This window comes from Microbacterium sp. STN6, assembly GCF_026410545.1.
GTDB lineage: Bacteria > Actinomycetota > Actinomycetes > Actinomycetales > Microbacteriaceae > Root112D2.
On record NZ_JAPMIT010000002.1, the window covers coordinates 519,267 to 534,554 of the forward strand.

Annotated in this window: 15 protein-coding genes; 7 read left to right on the forward strand and 8 right to left on the reverse strand. The window is 68.0% G+C overall.

Annotated elements, in window-relative coordinates:
• Positions 1-112: 112 nt before the first annotated feature.
• The 4 genes from OSC27_RS07845 (at position 113) to OSC27_RS07860 (ending at position 3,460) form a co-directional block, all read left to right on the forward strand.
• Complete coding sequence (locus tag OSC27_RS07845; protein WP_267180882.1) at positions 113-646, forward strand: single-stranded DNA-binding protein; 534 nt, start codon at positions 113-115, stop codon at positions 644-646.
• 50 nt (positions 647-696) lie between these two features.
• Entirely contained in the window at positions 697-1,188 is a 492-nt protein-coding gene (locus OSC27_RS07850) for a DUF6993 domain-containing protein (RefSeq protein ID WP_267180883.1), read from the forward strand.
• Positions 1,189-1,273: 85 nt separating this feature from the next.
• Complete coding sequence (gene ettA / locus OSC27_RS07855) at positions 1,274-2,956, forward strand: energy-dependent translational throttle protein EttA (protein ID WP_267180884.1); 1,683 nt, start codon at positions 1,274-1,276, stop codon at positions 2,954-2,956.
• A 9-nt stretch (positions 2,957-2,965) separates the two neighbouring features.
• Positions 2,966-3,460 carry an acyl-CoA thioesterase gene (locus OSC27_RS07860; protein WP_267180885.1) on the forward strand — a complete coding sequence of 165 codons (495 nt, stop codon included), beginning with the start codon at positions 2,966-2,968 and terminating at the stop codon, positions 3,458-3,460.
• 9 nt (positions 3,461-3,469) lie between these two features.
• Here OSC27_RS07860 and OSC27_RS07865 read toward each other — a convergent pair whose 3' ends face one another.
• A complete protein-coding gene (locus tag OSC27_RS07865; RefSeq protein ID WP_267180886.1) occupies positions 3,470-3,943 on the reverse strand; it encodes a ubiquinol-cytochrome c reductase iron-sulfur subunit in 474 nt (157 codons plus the stop codon).
• Positions 3,944-4,050: 107 nt separating this feature from the next.
• Between OSC27_RS07865 and OSC27_RS07870 the strand changes: the two genes are divergently transcribed.
• Positions 4,051-4,833 carry an anti-sigma factor family protein gene (locus OSC27_RS07870; protein WP_267180887.1) on the forward strand — a complete coding sequence of 261 codons (783 nt, stop codon included), beginning with the start codon at positions 4,051-4,053 and terminating at the stop codon, positions 4,831-4,833.
• Positions 4,834-4,935: 102 nt separating this feature from the next.
• Here OSC27_RS07870 and OSC27_RS07875 read toward each other — a convergent pair whose 3' ends face one another.
• Positions 4,936-5,808, reverse strand: coding sequence for an acyl-CoA thioesterase (locus OSC27_RS07875; RefSeq protein WP_267180888.1), 873 nt, complete (start codon positions 5,806-5,808; stop codon positions 4,936-4,938).
• A 46-nt stretch (positions 5,809-5,854) separates the two neighbouring features.
• On the opposite strand from OSC27_RS07875, the gene OSC27_RS07880 reads away from it, so the two are divergent.
• Entirely contained in the window at positions 5,855-6,547 is a 693-nt protein-coding gene (locus OSC27_RS07880; RefSeq protein ID WP_267180889.1) for a hypothetical protein, read from the forward strand.
• 82 nt (positions 6,548-6,629) lie between these two features.
• On the opposite strand, the gene OSC27_RS07885 is transcribed toward OSC27_RS07880, so the two are convergent.
• The 6 genes from OSC27_RS07885 to pepN form a co-directional block, all read right to left on the reverse strand.
• Positions 6,630-8,288 carry an FAD-binding dehydrogenase gene (locus tag OSC27_RS07885; RefSeq protein WP_267180890.1) on the reverse strand — a complete coding sequence of 553 codons (1,659 nt, stop codon included), beginning with the start codon at positions 8,286-8,288 and terminating at the stop codon, positions 6,630-6,632.
• Between the two features lie 66 nt (positions 8,289-8,354).
• On the reverse strand, positions 8,355-8,816 hold the full coding sequence (locus tag OSC27_RS07890) for a globin (RefSeq protein WP_416348838.1): 462 nt from the start codon (positions 8,814-8,816) through the stop codon (positions 8,355-8,357).
• Positions 8,817-8,832: 16 nt separating this feature from the next.
• A complete protein-coding gene (locus OSC27_RS07895) occupies positions 8,833-9,963 on the reverse strand; it encodes a mechanosensitive ion channel family protein (RefSeq protein ID WP_267180891.1) in 1,131 nt (376 codons plus the stop codon).
• Between the two features lie 157 nt (positions 9,964-10,120).
• On the reverse strand, positions 10,121-10,978 hold the full coding sequence (locus OSC27_RS07900) for an ABC transporter permease (protein WP_267180892.1): 858 nt from the start codon (positions 10,976-10,978) through the stop codon (positions 10,121-10,123).
• Complete coding sequence (locus OSC27_RS07905; protein ID WP_267180893.1) at positions 10,975-11,886, reverse strand: ATP-binding cassette domain-containing protein; 912 nt, start codon at positions 11,884-11,886, stop codon at positions 10,975-10,977. Before OSC27_RS07905 ends, OSC27_RS07900 begins: the two co-directional genes overlap by 4 nt.
• Before the next feature lie 88 nt (positions 11,887-11,974).
• On the reverse strand, positions 11,975-14,518 hold the full coding sequence (pepN, locus tag OSC27_RS07910) for an aminopeptidase N (RefSeq protein ID WP_267180894.1): 2,544 nt from the start codon (positions 14,516-14,518) through the stop codon (positions 11,975-11,977).
• Between the two features lie 111 nt (positions 14,519-14,629).
• Between pepN and OSC27_RS07915 the strand changes: the two genes are divergently transcribed.
• Complete coding sequence (locus tag OSC27_RS07915) at positions 14,630-15,256, forward strand: DsbA family protein (RefSeq protein WP_267180895.1); 627 nt, start codon at positions 14,630-14,632, stop codon at positions 15,254-15,256.
• Positions 15,257-15,288: the final 32 nt, after the last annotated feature.

The following is a 15,288-nucleotide window of genomic DNA, read 5'->3' on the forward strand; positions in this document are numbered from 1 at the left end:
TCGGACACACTCGAGACACGGGGCCCGCCGGCAATCACCCAACGCACTGGCACACGAGCCGAGCGGGCCCCGCCCCCAGGCAGAGCGCCCGGGCGAGAGTGAGGAGACAGGCATGAGTGACACAGTGACGGTGACCGGCGTGGTTGCAAGCGACGTGAGTCTGACGGTGGCGGGTGAGGGGCTGCACATCGCCCGCTTCCGGCTCGCCTCAACGCAGCGCAGGCGCAACAAATCGAGCGGTGAATGGGAGGACGGGCCGACGAACTGGTACGGCGTCAGCGCCTTCCGCCGACTCGCTGACAACTCGGCGACGTCGCTCGTCAAGGGCGAGCGTGTGGTCGTGACCGGCCGCCTGCGCGTTCGCGAGTGGGAGACCGAAGGAAGGAAGGGAACGGCGATCGAAATCGATGCCGACGCCATCGGGCACGACCTCAATTGGGGCACCACGGGCCTGACGAAGTCGAAGCCAAAGGGCCAGAGCGACGCCGGCGGCTCTGACGACGGCAGCCCAGTCGCTGACGGCGCGCTCGATGACGACACTGAGGAGGCAGAGGCCGACACTGGCGTCTCAGGCGGCGACTCCTTCCTGCCGCAGGGCGACGCGTCGGGGTGGGCGGTCACCGAGCCTGTCGCGGCCGGGTCCTAGACTCGACTCGCGCCGTGTGGCAGACGCCGCGCGCGGAAAGGGATCGAGCGATGCCACGTGTCCGTGTAGTCGCGGCGCTCGCCGCGGCCGCCGTCGCGACGCTCGCCCTCTCTGCGTGCACGGGTTCCGGCGAACCGGCTGCCTCTCACACCGCCACGGCGCCGGCGAGCGAGGGTGCGTCCGCGCCCACCTCCACACCAGCAGCCGAGGCGCAGCTTCGGCCCCGGCTGAGCGCCGAGGAGAACCTGGCCTTCTTCGACCAGGTGAACAGAGGCGTCATCGCCGCCGATTCCGCGCCGGGGGGCAGAGATTTCGTCGATGCGCTCGTCTCCGCGGGGTTCGACAAGGAAGACATGCAGGTGACGCCCGATCGCACGACGATCGACCTCGCGGTGGGCTCCGTTCAGTTCTCGGTGCGGTTCAATGGCGATTGCCTCATCGGGCAGTACGGAGCCGACGGGGTCGGTTACCACAGCATGGTGACGCCGCTGCTTTCCACCGGCAACTGCCTGATCGGCAAGACGCGAACCATCGACTGGTGACACTCCGTGGTCGCCCCTAACGCCCCGGCACGGCGCGATCGCCGCTCGATGAGGGCCGCCGCCTGCGCCACGTAGACTGGGGCGCATGGCCGAATACATTTACTCGATGGTCCGCGCCCGAAAGGCAGTGGGCGACAAGCTCATTCTCGACGATGTGACCATGTCGTTCCTGCCCGGTGCAAAGATCGGCGTCGTCGGCCCGAACGGTGCCGGTAAGTCGACGATCCTGAAGATCATGGCAGGGCTCGACACCCCGAGCAACGGCGAGGCCAAGCTGACGCCGGGTTACTCGGTGGGGATCCTCATGCAGGAGCCTGAGCTCGACGAGTCGAAGACCGTGCTGGAGAACGTGCAGGAGGGTCTCGGCGACATCAAGAAGAAGGTCGACCGCTTCAACGAGATCTCGGCGGCGATGGCGGAGCCTGACGCCGACTTCGACACGCTGCTGGCCGAGATGGGCACTCTGCAGGAGGCGATCGACGCCGCAGATGCGTGGGATCTCGATTCCCAGCTCGAGCAGGCCATGGACGCGCTGCGCTGCCCGCCCTCCGATGCCATTGTCTCCGTGCTCTCGGGCGGAGAGAAGCGCCGCGTCGCACTGTGCAAGCTGCTGCTGCAGAAGCCCGACCTGCTGCTGCTCGACGAGCCCACCAACCACCTCGATGCAGAGAGCGTTCTGTGGCTCGAGCAGCACCTCGCGCAGTATCACGGCGCTGTTCTCGCGGTCACCCACGACCGGTACTTCCTCGACCACGTCGCCGAGTGGATCGCCGAGGTCGACCGCGGTCACCTCTACCCGTATGAGGGCAACTACTCGACCTACCTCGAGAAGAAGCAGGAACGCCTTCAGGTGCAGGGCAAGAAGGACGCCAAGCTCTCCAAGCGGCTGGCCGATGAACTCGAGTGGGTGCGCAGCAACTCGAAGGGCAGGCAGGCAAAATCCAAGGCCCGCCTCGCCCGCTACGAGGAGATGGCGGCCGAGGCCGAGCGTACGAGAAAGCTCGACTTCGAAGAGATCCAGATTCCGCCGGGCCCGCGCCTCGGTCAGGTCGTGCTCGAGGCCAAGAACCTGCAGAAGGGCTTCGACGGCCGCCAACTGATCGATGGCCTGTCGTTCTCGCTGCCGCGCAACGGCATCGTCGGCATCATCGGCCCCAACGGCGTCGGCAAGACCACCCTCTTCAAGACCATCGTCGGCCTTGAACCGCTCGACGGTGGCGACCTGAAGATCGGCGAGACCGTCGAGATCTCGTACGTCGACCAGTCGCGTGGCGGCATCGACCCGAAGAAGACGCTGTGGGAGGTCGTCTCCGACGGTCTCGACTACATTCAGGTCGGCAAGACCGAGGTGCCGAGCCGCGCCTACGTCTCCACCTTCGGCTTCAAGGGCCCCGACCAGCAGAAGCCCGCAGGGGTGCTCTCAGGCGGTGAGCGCAACCGCCTGAACCTCGCGCTTACCCTGAAGCAGGGCGGCAACCTGCTGCTGCTTGACGAGCCCACGAACGACCTCGACGTCGAGACACTCTCGAGCCTCGAGAACGCGCTGCTCGAGTTCCCCGGTTGCGCCGTGGTCATCACCCACGACCGGTGGTTCCTCGACCGCATCGCCACGCACATCCTCGCCTACGAAGGCACGGAGGAGAACCCGGCGAACTGGTACTGGTTCGAAGGCAACTTCGAGGCGTACGAGGAGAACAAGGTCGAGCGGCTCGGTCCGGATGCCGCGAAGCCGCACCGCTCCGCGTACCGCAAGCTCACGAGGGGTTAGGCGCTCACGGTGACGCGACTGCACGTGCCCATCCCGCTGCGTTGGAGCGACTTCGACGCGTACGGGCACGTGAACAACGCCGAGATGCTTCGGCTGTTCGAGGAGGCGCGCATCCATGCCTTCTGGGCAGACGAGGAAGGCGGCGACCCCGGCGCAGACGCACTCGGCACCCCGCTGACGACGCGCGTGCTCGACGGCAGGCCCGGCGCCGACACGCTCACCCTCATCGCCAAACAGACCATCGAGTACCTGCTGCCGATTCCGTACATGACCAGGCCCATCGACGTGCAGCTGTGGCTGGGCAGGCTGGGCGGGGCGAGCCTCGAGGTCTGCTACGAGGTGCACTCGCCGGTCGGCTCGGACGACGACCTGCTGTACGCGAAGGCGTCCACCACAATCGTGCTCGTCGACGCGCAGAGCCAGCGGCCGCGGCGCATCACCGAGATCGAGCGGGCCGCCTGGCAGCCGCACGTGGGCGAGCCGGTGCAGTTCTCCCGGCGCTGACTCGCCGCACTATTTCGAGACGGTCACGGCCGTTGTCACAAGATCTCCCTCGACCGAGATTGTGAGCGGATGCAGCGGGGCCGGCGCCGGCCCCTGAATGACCGCGCCCGTGGCCGCCCGGTACCGGGAGCCGTGGCACGGGCAGTCGAACTCATTGCCGGCGGGCGCGACCACGCAGCCCTGATGCGTGCAGATCGCGCTGAACGCCACCACGGTTCCCTTCTTCGGCTGCGCCAGAAGCAGCGGCGCGCCGTTCAGGCTCGCGCTGATCGAGCCGCCCACCGGAATGTCGGAGACCTTCGCCAGCACACTGCGGCCGTCGGTCGTGGTGGGATTCGGCGTCGGGGCGCTGCCGCCGGCATCCGCTGTGCTCTGGCCGCCGTCCGGCGTGCACGCGGCGAGAGTGAGAACGCCGACACCGAGGGCTGCTGCCCCGGTGGAGGCGAGAACGGCGCGCCGCGTGAGCGCGGGGGATTCGGGCATGTGGGCTCCTCGTCGAAGTGCTGTCTGAACCCATCTTCCTCGTCTTGATGTGAGGGAAGTGATGAATCCGCTGCGAGGGTAGCGTGGGAAGGGGAAGGGGCATCAGGGTGCTGGGCAGAAGAGATCCGTTCACCGAGTGGGATGCCGCGTATGTGCTCGGTGCTCTCACGCCTGCGGAGCGCCGGGACTACGAGGAGCATCTCTCGGGCTGCGTGCGCTGTGCCACGGCCGTCGCCGAGCTCGCGGGAATGCCGGGGATGTTCGCCCGCGTGCCGCAGGACGACGGCCGCCGGCCGGCCGTGCCCGCCGTCTCGGCCGAACCGCCCGCGCCCCGGGCTGCCTCGGGCCCCGACCAGGCGGCCCTCTCGCGAATCATCGCCACCGCGCACCGCCGACGGGTGCGCCGCCGCATCTGGGCCCTGACGGTCGGTGTCGCCGCGGCCGCGCTCGTGGCGGCCATCGCGCTGATTCTGCCGACCATGGCCGGCTCGACCGCAGCACCGACACTCGTGGCGATGAAGACCGTGCACGCCTCACCGCTGACCGCGGAGGTGCGCCTGGTTGCCGAACCCTGGGGAACCCGGATCGAGGCCACCTGCTCCCTCGCCCGCAGCGCGCTCGCCCCGGCGCCGACGGCTGCCGCCGTCGCGACCGCACCGCCTGGGAGCGCCGGCGCATCCGCTGCCCAGGCCGCAGCAAAGAGTGTTGGGGATTACCGCATCTCCGTGACGGATCGCGCGGGCAAGCGCACGCAACTGGCCACGTGGCGCGAGCGTCCCGGCGTCACCGCGACGCCGACGGCGACGACGAGTCTGAAGCGGTCTGAGATCGTGTCGATCGAGATCGACACCACCGGGGGAACGGTGCTGCTGCGTGGTCGGATGCCCTGAGCGGTGAGCGGTGAGCGGTGAGCGGTGAGTGGTGACCGGTGAGCGCTGCCGCTGAAGCGCTGAACCGTTGCTGAAGCCCCTAAGGCTAAAGTCGGCGCTCCGCTACCGCGGCGCGGCGAGGCGCAGCATGCCCTCCTGGGCGACGCTGGCGAGCAGCAGGCCGTCGCGGCTGTAGAGCCGGCCCAGCGAGAGGCCGCGGCCGCCGCCCGAGCTCGGGGACTCCTGGGCGTAGAGCATCCATTCGTCAACCCTGCCGAAGCGGTGCCACCACATGGCGTGGTCGAGGCTCGCGGCCTTGAGGCCCGGCTGCGACCAGGCGATGCCGTGGCGGCGAAAGATCGACTCGAGAATGGAATAGTCGCTCGCGTAGGCCAGCGCCGCACGGTGCAGGTTCTTGTCGTCAGGCAGCCGGTCGATAGCCTTGATCCACACGGCCTGGTGCGGCACGTGCTCGCCCTCGACCTTCAGATAGATGGGGGAGTCGACGTGGCGCATGTCGAAGGCGCGCCCGTCGGCCCAGTAGCGGGCGACCGGATGCTCCACATTTCCCAGCGCCTCGGCCGCGCTCGGCAGATCTTCGGGCTGGGTAAGGCCGGCAGGCATATCGAGCTGGTGCTCAAGGCCCTCATCCTCGGTCTGGAACGACGCGATCATCGAGAGGATCGGCAGCCCCTGCTGATACGCCTGCACCCGTCTGGCCGAGAACGAGCGGCCATCATGAATGCGTTCGACCGAGAATGTGATGGGCTGCTCGACGTCTCCGGCCCGCAGAAAGTAGCCATGCATCGAATGAACGACGCGATCCTCGTCGGTCGTGCGCATGGCGGCCACGAGTGACTGCGCGAGCACCTGCCCGCCGAAGACGCGCCCCTGCGGCATCCACTGCGACGGCCCCGTGAAGATGTCCTCGTCGGTGCGAGCGCCCGTGTCGCTCAGGTCGAGTGCCCTCAGCAGTGAGGCGACAGGGTTCTCCATGCATCATCTCCATCGTCGGTGGCGTCCTTGGTAGTTTAGAGCGGACATGAATCAGTCCTTCTCCCTCATCGACCCGCTGGCGGTATCCGACCTGAAGGTGTACCTATCGCGGGCCTCGCGGGTCGAAGACGGCTCGGTCAGGCTCATCGCCGGCTCGGGAGTGCTCGCGGCCTACACCGCCATCCTGTACCCGCACGGGCTGCTCGACCGCATGCCCACGGTGCTCGGCCTGCGCACCTTCGCCACCGATACCGGTGCCGCGTTCGACGCCGTGGTGCCCGTGCGCTCCATGCTCGACCGGCTCGCACGCGTCGAATCGACGATCAAGGACCAGGCAGCGGATGCCGGGGGCGAGCCCATCGGCATCAGACTCCCGCTCGAGGTCAGCACCGTGACCTGGGCGGGCATCTCGCCGCCGCGCAAGGGCTGGCGCCCGGTGGGGGAGACCGCCTCGGAAACGCTGGAGGCTGCCGCGCGCGCCGGCATCGGGGAGGTCGCCGCCGACATTCCGGAGGGTACCGGCGAGCAGATCGTGCAGCGCGTGCGGGCCGAGGTGTGGGGCAGACCCATGGACGGGCTCGAATACGTTCCGGCCGGGGCGGGCTTCGCCGCATCCGGCCTGGGATTCATCGCGGGAGACGAGAAGGTCGCGGTGTACGAGACCGGGCCGTGGACGCGTCTCACGCTGCGCCGCGGGCACGTTCTGGTGCGCCGGCAGGCGTGGACGCTCAAGCCGTAGCTGCGGTCGAATCGGGCCGGCACCGACAGGCGCTCGCCACCTACAGGCGCTCGCCACCGACAGGCGCTCGCCACTTACAGACTCAGACCGCCTGCGCCATCGCCCGCCCCGCCGTGCGCCCCGAGAACAGGCAGCCGCCGAGGAACGTGCCCTCGAGCGAGCGGTAACCGTGGATGCCGCCGCCGCCGAAGCCGCTGGCCTCGCCCGCGGCGTACAACCCGGGAATCGGCTCTCCGCCGGCACCGAGCGCGCGCGAAGAGAGGTCGGTCTGGATACCGCCGAGCGACTTGCGCGTCAGAATGTGCAGCTTCACGGCGATGAGCGGGCCGGCCGCGGGATCGAGCAGCTTGTGCGGGCTCGCCACCCTGATGAGCTTGTCGCCGAGGTAGGCGCGCGCGCCGCGCAGGGCGGTGATCTGGGCATCCTTCGTGAAGTCGTTGTCCAGCTCGCGATCTCGCTCGCGGATGTGGCGCTCGACCCGCTCGGTGTCGAGCTGCGCGGCGCCGAGCCCGCGCATGCCCGCCAGCAGTTCGCCCAGCGTGTCGGCGACGATGAAGTCGGCGCCCTTCTGCTTGAACGCCTCGACCGGCCCAGGTGCACCGGGCGTGACGCGTTTCGCCAGCAGCCGGTAGTCCTTATTGGTGAGGTCGGGGTTCTGTTCGCTGCCCGAGAGCGCGAACTCCTTCTCGATGATCTTCTGCGTCAGCACGAACCAGCTGTGGTCGTACCCGGTCTTCATGAGGTGTTCAAGCGTGCCGAGCGTGTCGAAGCCGGGGAACAGCGGCGCGGGCAGCCGCTCGCCCGCCCCGTCGAGCCACAGTGAGGACGGCCCGGGCAGAATGCGAATGCCGTGCCTCTCCCACACGGGATTCCAGTTCTCGATGCCCTCCACGTAGTGCCACATGCGGTCGCCGTTGACGAGTCGGGCGCCGGCCCGCTCTGCCACGCCGAGCATGAGCCCGTCGACGTGGGCGGGCACGCCAGAGAGCATGTGCGCGGGCGGTGTCCCCAGGCGTTCCGGCCAGCTCTGGCGCACCAGGTCGTGATTGCCGCCGATGCCGCCGCTCGTGACGGCGACGGCCGGGGCCCGCAGTTCGAAGTCGCGCACGACCTCCCGGTTGCTCGCCTCGCCCCTCAGCGCGTCGTCGTCGGCGAGCACGGACCCGCGGACACCGACGACGGCACCGGACTCAACGATGAGCTCGTCGACGCGATGCCGGTTCAGGATGCGCGCCTGCCCGGCATCCACACCCTCCATGACGCGACGCACGAAGGGTGCCAGAATCCCGGGGCCGGTGCCCCACGTGATATGGAAGCGTGGCACGGAGTTGCCGTGGCCGCCCGCGGTGTAGCCACCGCGCTCGGCCCAGCCGACCACGGGGAAGAAGCGCACGCCCTTCTGCCTCAGCCAGGAGCGCTTCTCGCCCGCCGCGAACGCGAGGTATTCCTCTGCCCAGCGGCGCGCCCACGCGTCGTCGTCGCGGTCGAAGCCGGCGCTGCCGAACCAGTCCTGCCGGGCCAGCTCGATGCTGTCGTGCACGCCGAGGCGTCGCTGTTCGGGGGAATCAACGAGGAAGAGGCCGCCGAACGACCACCACGCCTGCCCGCCGAGGGATGCGCGTGGTTCCTGCTCGACGAGGGTGACCCGTTTGCCGGCATCGAGCAGCTCGCTCGCGGCCACAAGCCCGGCGAGGCCGGCCCCCACGATGATCGCATCGGTCTCGGGCGCGCTCTTCGGCATCGTGTGGCTCCTTCGTCACGTCGGCTGCTGCCCCCAAGCGTATCGAGGGCGCAGCGCCAGTGACGGTCAGTCGTCGAACGTGTTCACGAGCGCGTGCGCGGCCCGCTCGAGGTAGCCCCAGAGCGTCTCGTCCTGCAGCGGCGGCAGTTCGAGGGTGTCGATGGCGTGACGCATGTGTGCCAGCCACCGGTCGCGCGCGTCGGGGTTCACCTTGTACGGCACGTGTCGCATGCGCAGCCGCGGGTGCCCGCGCTTCTCGCTGTAGGTCGACGGCCCGCCCCAGAACTGCTCGAGGAACATGCGCAGCCGCTCGGCGGCCGGGCCCAGGTCTTCTTCGGGATACATCGGCTTCAGCACGGGGTCGGCCGCGACGCCGCGGTAGAACTCGTCTACCAGGCGCTGGAACGTTTCGTGCCCGCCGACCTGCGCATAGAAGGTGTCGCCCAGCCCTTCTCCGGTCTCGCTGCCGCGGAGGACGACGGGGCTCGGGCCGACGGGGCTCGCTGCGGCGCTCGTGGTGTGGTCCATGTCAGCTTCCTGCACGTCAGGCTCCTGGTGTGGGGTTGTCGTCGCGCATCCCGGGCTTTGCGCCGGCGTCGCGAAGCGTGATGGCGTTCGGGTTGGTCAGGGAGCCCTTCTGCTCGCGGCCACGGCGGTTCTTCTTCGCCGGCTCCACGACGGTCACGGGCTTCGTGCGCGGCGGCCTCGCGCCGGCGACGCTCATGGCCCCGTCGAACCCTGTGAGCACGACGGTGTTGAGTGAGGGCAGCGTGACGCCCAGCTCGTCGGTGGCCTTCTTCAGCCTGGTGCGCAGCTCACGCGCCACGTCGTCCTTCGCGTTCGCGCGCGTCTTGAGCACGACCCGGATCACCAGCGCATCGTCTGAAATGGACTCGAGACCCCACAGCTCCGCCTTGTCGAGCACGCGCGAGCGCCACTTGGGGGTGGTGGTGAGGCCGTTCGCCGCCTCGAGCACGGCCGTCTGCACCGCGTCGACGTCGGTGTCGTAGGGGATCGCGAGGTCGATGATGACGCGCGACCAGCCGTGCGACATGTTGCCGACCCGCAGGATCTCGCCGTTGCGCACGAACCAGAGGGTGCCGTTGACGTCGCGCACCTGGGTGATGCGGATGCCGACCTGTTCGACGACGCCCGTGGCGGGGCCGACGTCGACGACGTCGCCGACGCCCAGCTGGTCCTCCACCACCATGAAGAGCCCGTTGAGCACGTCCTTGACGATGTTCTGCGCGCCGAAACCGAGGCCGGCGCCGAGTGCGGCCGTCAGGAGCGCGAATGAGCCGAGAACGTTGGGGTTGATGATGGTGATGGACAGCAGTACCGCCACGACCGCCACGATCACGTTGATGATGTTGGAGAGCACCGTGCCGAGGGTTCTCGTGCGCTGCACGACGCGCACAGCAGCGAGTGGCGAGGCGAGAAGGGCCTGGGTGTCCTCGACGTTCTGGTTTCTCTTCACACCGTTGACGATGCGGTCGACGACGCGGCGAATGACGATGCGCAGCAGCCAGCTGAGCAGGATCGCGCCGGCAATGACGGCCGCGACTCCAATGAGACGCCAGCCGGCAGAGATGACGAAATGCAGAACGTCCCGGCCGATGTCGCCCCAGAAGGTCGATGGCTGGCTAGCGCTCACGGCGATGCTCAAAGTGACCATATGCAGCCGAGTTTATCCGGCGCCCGCTGTACGACCTCTGCGGAGGCGCTGATGGTGTCGTTCGTCAGGAAGAAACCGGCGACATGCCGTCGCCCCAGTGTGGGCGGGCGGCGCGCCGGCCGATTTCTCCTGAATAGTCGCAGTCAGCGCGGCCCGGCTACACGTCTCGTCGCTTGGTGAGCAGCGCCCCGACAATGCCGAACACAACGACCCACGCGATCAGCACGAGCAGGCCCTCGGTGGCGTTGAGGGAAACGATGCCAGCGGGCGGCTGGGCCTGCTGCGCCGCATCCGGAACATAGGCGAAGATCTTGCCGCCCGCATTCGAGGGCGTGAACGCTGCCAGGTTGGTGATCCAGTCGGCCCGTGTGAGCGCGCCGAAGATCTGGAGCACGACCGGCACGACGAGCACGAGACCGAGAACGCTCGCGATGCCGCCGGCGCTATTGCGCACGATGGCGCCGAACGTGAACGCGAGTACCGCGATCAGCGTGAGGTAGACGGCGCCTCCGAGCAGCGGCAGCAGTACTGAGCTTTCGCCGAGCTGCGCGTCGATGCCCTTCCCCGAGAGGATGGGTGCCGTGACGAGCGCCGTCACCGCGATCGACACGACACTCACCACGAAGGTCGTCACGGCGAGCACGAGCGCCTTGGCGAAGTACGCCGAAAGGCGGCCGGGTGCTGCGGTGAACGTCGAGCGGATCATGCCCGTTCCGTATTCGCCGCTGATCACCAGCACGCCGAGCACGGCCGCGATCAGCTGCGTGAAGTTGACGCTGAGCGTCATGCCCTGCACCGCCAGGCTGTTCTGCGTCTCGACTGAAATGTCGGAGGACTCGCTCACGGTCGCCGAGTAGAGCAGGCCGAAGCCGATCGTGAGCAGAATGATGAGCCCGTAGCACCACATGGTGGAGCGCACCGAGCGCAACTTGATCCATTCCGAACGCACCAGGCCGGAGAAGCCGAGTCGGATACCGTCAAGGGCGCGCGGCGCCGCGGGGGTTGTGGTGGTCATCGGGCTGCCTCCGAGCGGTATTCGACGTCGTCCTGGGTCAATTCGAGGTACGCCTCTTCGAGCGAGGCGCCCACGGGTGTGAGCTCGTGCAGCGCAATGCCTGCCTGGGCCGCCGCGTCGCCGATCTGCTCCGCGCCGATGCCCGTGATCTCGAGCGCGCCGTCGTCGAGTCCCGTCACGTTCACGTCGGGGCCGCTGATGCGGTCGACGAGAAGCTGCGCCTGCGGGGTGCGCACGCGCACGAGCTTGCGGGTTCCGCCGGCGATGATGTCGGCGATGGGGGCGTCGGCAAGGATGCGGCCGCGACCCAGCACGATCACGTGATCGGCCGTCTGCGCCATCTCGCTCATGAGGTGCGAGGAGAGGAAGACCGTGCGGCCCTGGCCGGCCAGGTAACGGGTGAGCTGGCGCACCCACAGAACGCCTTCGGGGTCGAGGCCGTTGACCGGCTCGTCGAGGATGAGCGTCTGCGGGTCACCGAGCAACGCCGCGGCGATGCCGAGACGCTGCCCCATGCCGAGTGAGAAGCCGCCGACGCGCTTGCCCGCCACTGCGGCGAGGCCGGTCATCTCGATGACCTCGTGCACGCGGCTCTTCGGAATGTGGTGTGTCGCGGCGAGCGCGAGCAGGTGGTTGTACGCGCTGCGGCCGGTGTGCACCGCCTTGGCCTCGAGCAGCGCCCCGACCTCGTGCAGGGGGTCGGCGTGCTTCACGTACGGCTTGCCGTTCACGAGCACGCTGCCTGTCGTGGGCTTGTCAAGCCCCACGATCATGCGCATCGTGGTGGATTTGCCCGCGCCGTTCGGCCCGAGAAAGCCCGTTACGATACCCGGTCGAACGGTGGCACTGATCCCGTCTACTGCAAGCTTGGAACCGTATCTCTTGCTGAGGTTCTGGATTTCGATCACCAGAACACCCTACGCACCCGACAGGCTCGGTAAATCACTCTTGCGACGGATATCGTTGTGGAACCCGGTGCTGGGTCCCGGCTCGCGTTCAGCCGCGCGCGTCGCGCTCCTGCGCCGCGAGAGCCCGCTCGATCCCTGCAAGGTTCTCGACCACGAGCCGTCTCAGCGCCGCTGGCTCCGGGTTCGCCTCGAGCCAGGAACGCGTGGCGTCGACCAGCGCCTGGTTCGCGAGCGGCGCCGGGTAGAAGCCGTCGACAAGGTACTCCGCGATCTTGTACGAGCGGGACTGCCACACGCCCTGCAGCGCGTCGAAGTACCGCGGCACGAATTCCTCGAACACGCCGGTGTCCGCGGCACGCTGGAACCCCAGCCCGGTGTAGCGCACGATCGTGTTCGGCAGGCCGTCGTCGTCGAACACGCGGCTGAACGCGGCTCGCTTGCCCTCGACACTCGGGGCCGCAGCCGCCGCCTGGGCGGCGAACTGGGCGCCGTTCGCGGTGTTATCCGCGGCCTTCGCCTCCTCGATCTGGGCCTCGCCTGCGCGCCCGCCAGCCACGAGGGCGACGAGAAGCTCCCACGACAGGTCGGTGTCGATCTCGAGTCCGTCGAGCGTGGTCGTGCGCTCGCGAAGAGCCTGGATCGCGTCCAGGTGCTCGTCGGTCGAGGCGAGCGCCGCGAAGAACTTCACGAACTGGAATTGGGCGTCACTTCCCGCCTCCGCCTGCTGCGCGAGACGCCACAGAGCGGATGCCGCCCCCACGGCGGTCTGCCGCTGCTTCTCGGGCGCGACATACGCCGTCGCGGCGAGCACCAGCTGGTTGAGCGTCGTGCGCAGCGTGGTGGACTCGGTTTCGCTCGCGATATTGCCGAGCACCAGCCGCACGTAGTCGCTCGGGCTCGTCTCGGCGTCGCGGGTCGAATCCCACACCGAGCCCCACACGAGCGAGCGCGCGAGCGGGTTCTCGATGGTCGACAGGTGCTCGATCGCGACCGTCAGTGAGGCCTCATCGAGGCGGATCTTGGCGTAGGCGAGGTCGTCGTCGTTGAGGAGCACGAGGTCAGGTCGCGGCTTGCCCACCAGCTCGGGGACCTCGGTGCGCTCGCCGTCCACATCGAGCTCCACTCGCTCGTCGCGCACGAGTTTGCCGTCGCGCAGGTTGTAGAAGCCGATGGCCAGGCGGTGCGGGCGGATCGTGGGGTAGTCGGCGGGGGCGGACTGCAGAACAGCGAACGACGAGATGGTGCCACCGGCATCCGTCTCAATGTCAGGCCGAAGCGTGTTCACGCCCGCGGTCTCGAGCCAGAGCTTCGACCAACTGGTCAGGTCGCGGCCGCTCGTAGCCTCAAGCTCGACGAGCAGGTCCCGCAGCTCGGTGTTGGAGTACTCGTGCTTGGCGAAGTATTTGGCGACGCCGGCGAGGAACTGCTCCTGCCCCACCCAGGCGCCCAGCTGCTTGAGCACCGAGCCGCCCTTGGCGTAGGTGATTCCGTCGAAGTTGACCTGCACGTCTTCGAGGTCGTTGATGGTCGCGACGATGGGGTGCGTCGAGGGCAGCTGGTCCTGGCGGTAGGCCCAGCTCTTCTCCATGGCCGCGAAGGTGGTCCACGCCTCTTTCCACTCGGTGGCCTCGGCGGTGGCGAGAGTGGAGGCGTACTCGGCGAACGACTCGTTCAGCCACAGGTCGTTCCACCACTTCATGGTCACGAGGTCGCCGAACCACATGTGCGCCAGCTCGTGCAGGATCGTGACGACCCGGCGCTCCTTGATCGCGTCGGTGACCTTCGCCCGGAACACGTACGTCTCCGTGAAGGTGATGGCCCCGGCGTTCTCCATGGCGCCCGCGTTGAACTCGGGCACGAACAGTTGGTCGTACTTTGCGAACGGATACGGGTAGTCGAACTTCTCCTCATAGAACGCGAAGCCCTGCCGCGTCTTCTCGAAGATATAGTCGGCGTCGAGATACTGGGCGAGGCTCTTGCGCGCGTAGACGCCGAGTGGGATCACCCGGCCGTCGCGGCTCGTGAGCTCGCTGTGCACGCTCTCGTACGGGCCCGCGATGAGCGCCGTGATGTAGGAGGAGATGCGGGGGGTCGGCTCGAATGCCCACGTCGTGGCGGCATCACCGGCCTCCTTCGACGCAATCGGAGAGTTGCTCACGAGAACCCAATGCGACGGCGCCGTCACCGTGAACGTGAAGTTCGCCTTGAGGTCAGGCTGCTCGAACACGGCGTACATGCGGCGCGAGTCGGGCACCTCGAACTGGCTGTAGAGGTATACCTCGCCGTCGACCGGGTCGACGAAACGGTGCAGGCCCTCGCCCGAGTTGGTGTACATGGCGTCGGAGACGACCGTCAGCTCGTTCTCGGCGGCAAGATTGCGCAGCTGGATGCGCACCCCGTCAGAGACCTCGTCGACGTCGAGCGCCTCACCGTTCAGAGTCACCGAGTGCACGCGGCGCGTGATCGCATCGATGAACGTGGAGGAGCCGGCCCTCGCTGCGAAGCGCACGGTCGTCTCGCTGCGGAACGTCTCGTCGCCCTGCGTGAGGTCGAGTGTGACCTCGTAGCTGTGCGTCTCGATGAGAGCCTTGCGCTCCTGTGCTTCGACTCTGGTGAGGTTGTCTCCGGGCAACGGGCACTCCTTTGGCGCTGTTGGTTGTGAACGGCGACTCGTGATCGCCGCATTCAACCTTAGTCGGCACTTACACGCTCAATCAGTGCTGATCGGTGGTGAGATGGAGGCATGAGCACTGACGAAACGAACACCGGATCCACCGTCGTTGATTTCTGGTTCGACCCGTCCTGTCCCTGGGCGTGGATGACGAGCCGCTGGGTGGGTGAGGTGGCGAAGCATCGCGACCTCGAGGTCACATGGCACGTCATGAGCCTTGCCGTGCTCAACGAGGACAAGGACGTCACCGACGACTACCGGTCGTTCTTTCCCCGGGCTCTTCGATACACGCGGCTCGTCACCGCGGTCGCGGAGCGGCACGGCCAGCAGTACGTGAAGCCGCTGTATGACGCGCTCGGCACGCGCATTCACCCGGGAGGCAGCAAGAACCCGGACGAGGTGATCCCCGCGGCGCTCGCCGAGGTGGGCCTGCCCGCCGACCTCGCCCGGTTCGCGGACAGCGACGAGTACGACGCCCAGATGCGCGCGAGCCACTTCGATGGCATCGAGCGCGTGGGTCAGGACGTCGGCACACCGGTCATCGCGGTGAACGGCGTGGCGTTCTTCGGTCCCGTCATCTCGCCCGCCCCGAAGGGTGAGGAGGCGCTGCGGCTCTGGGACGGCGTCGTCGCCGCGGCGTCGTACGACGGCTTCTTCGAGCTGAAGCGCAGCCGCACAAGGGAGCCGATCTTCGATTGAGCACCGCACGGGCGCTGCCCCCGCAGCGGCCC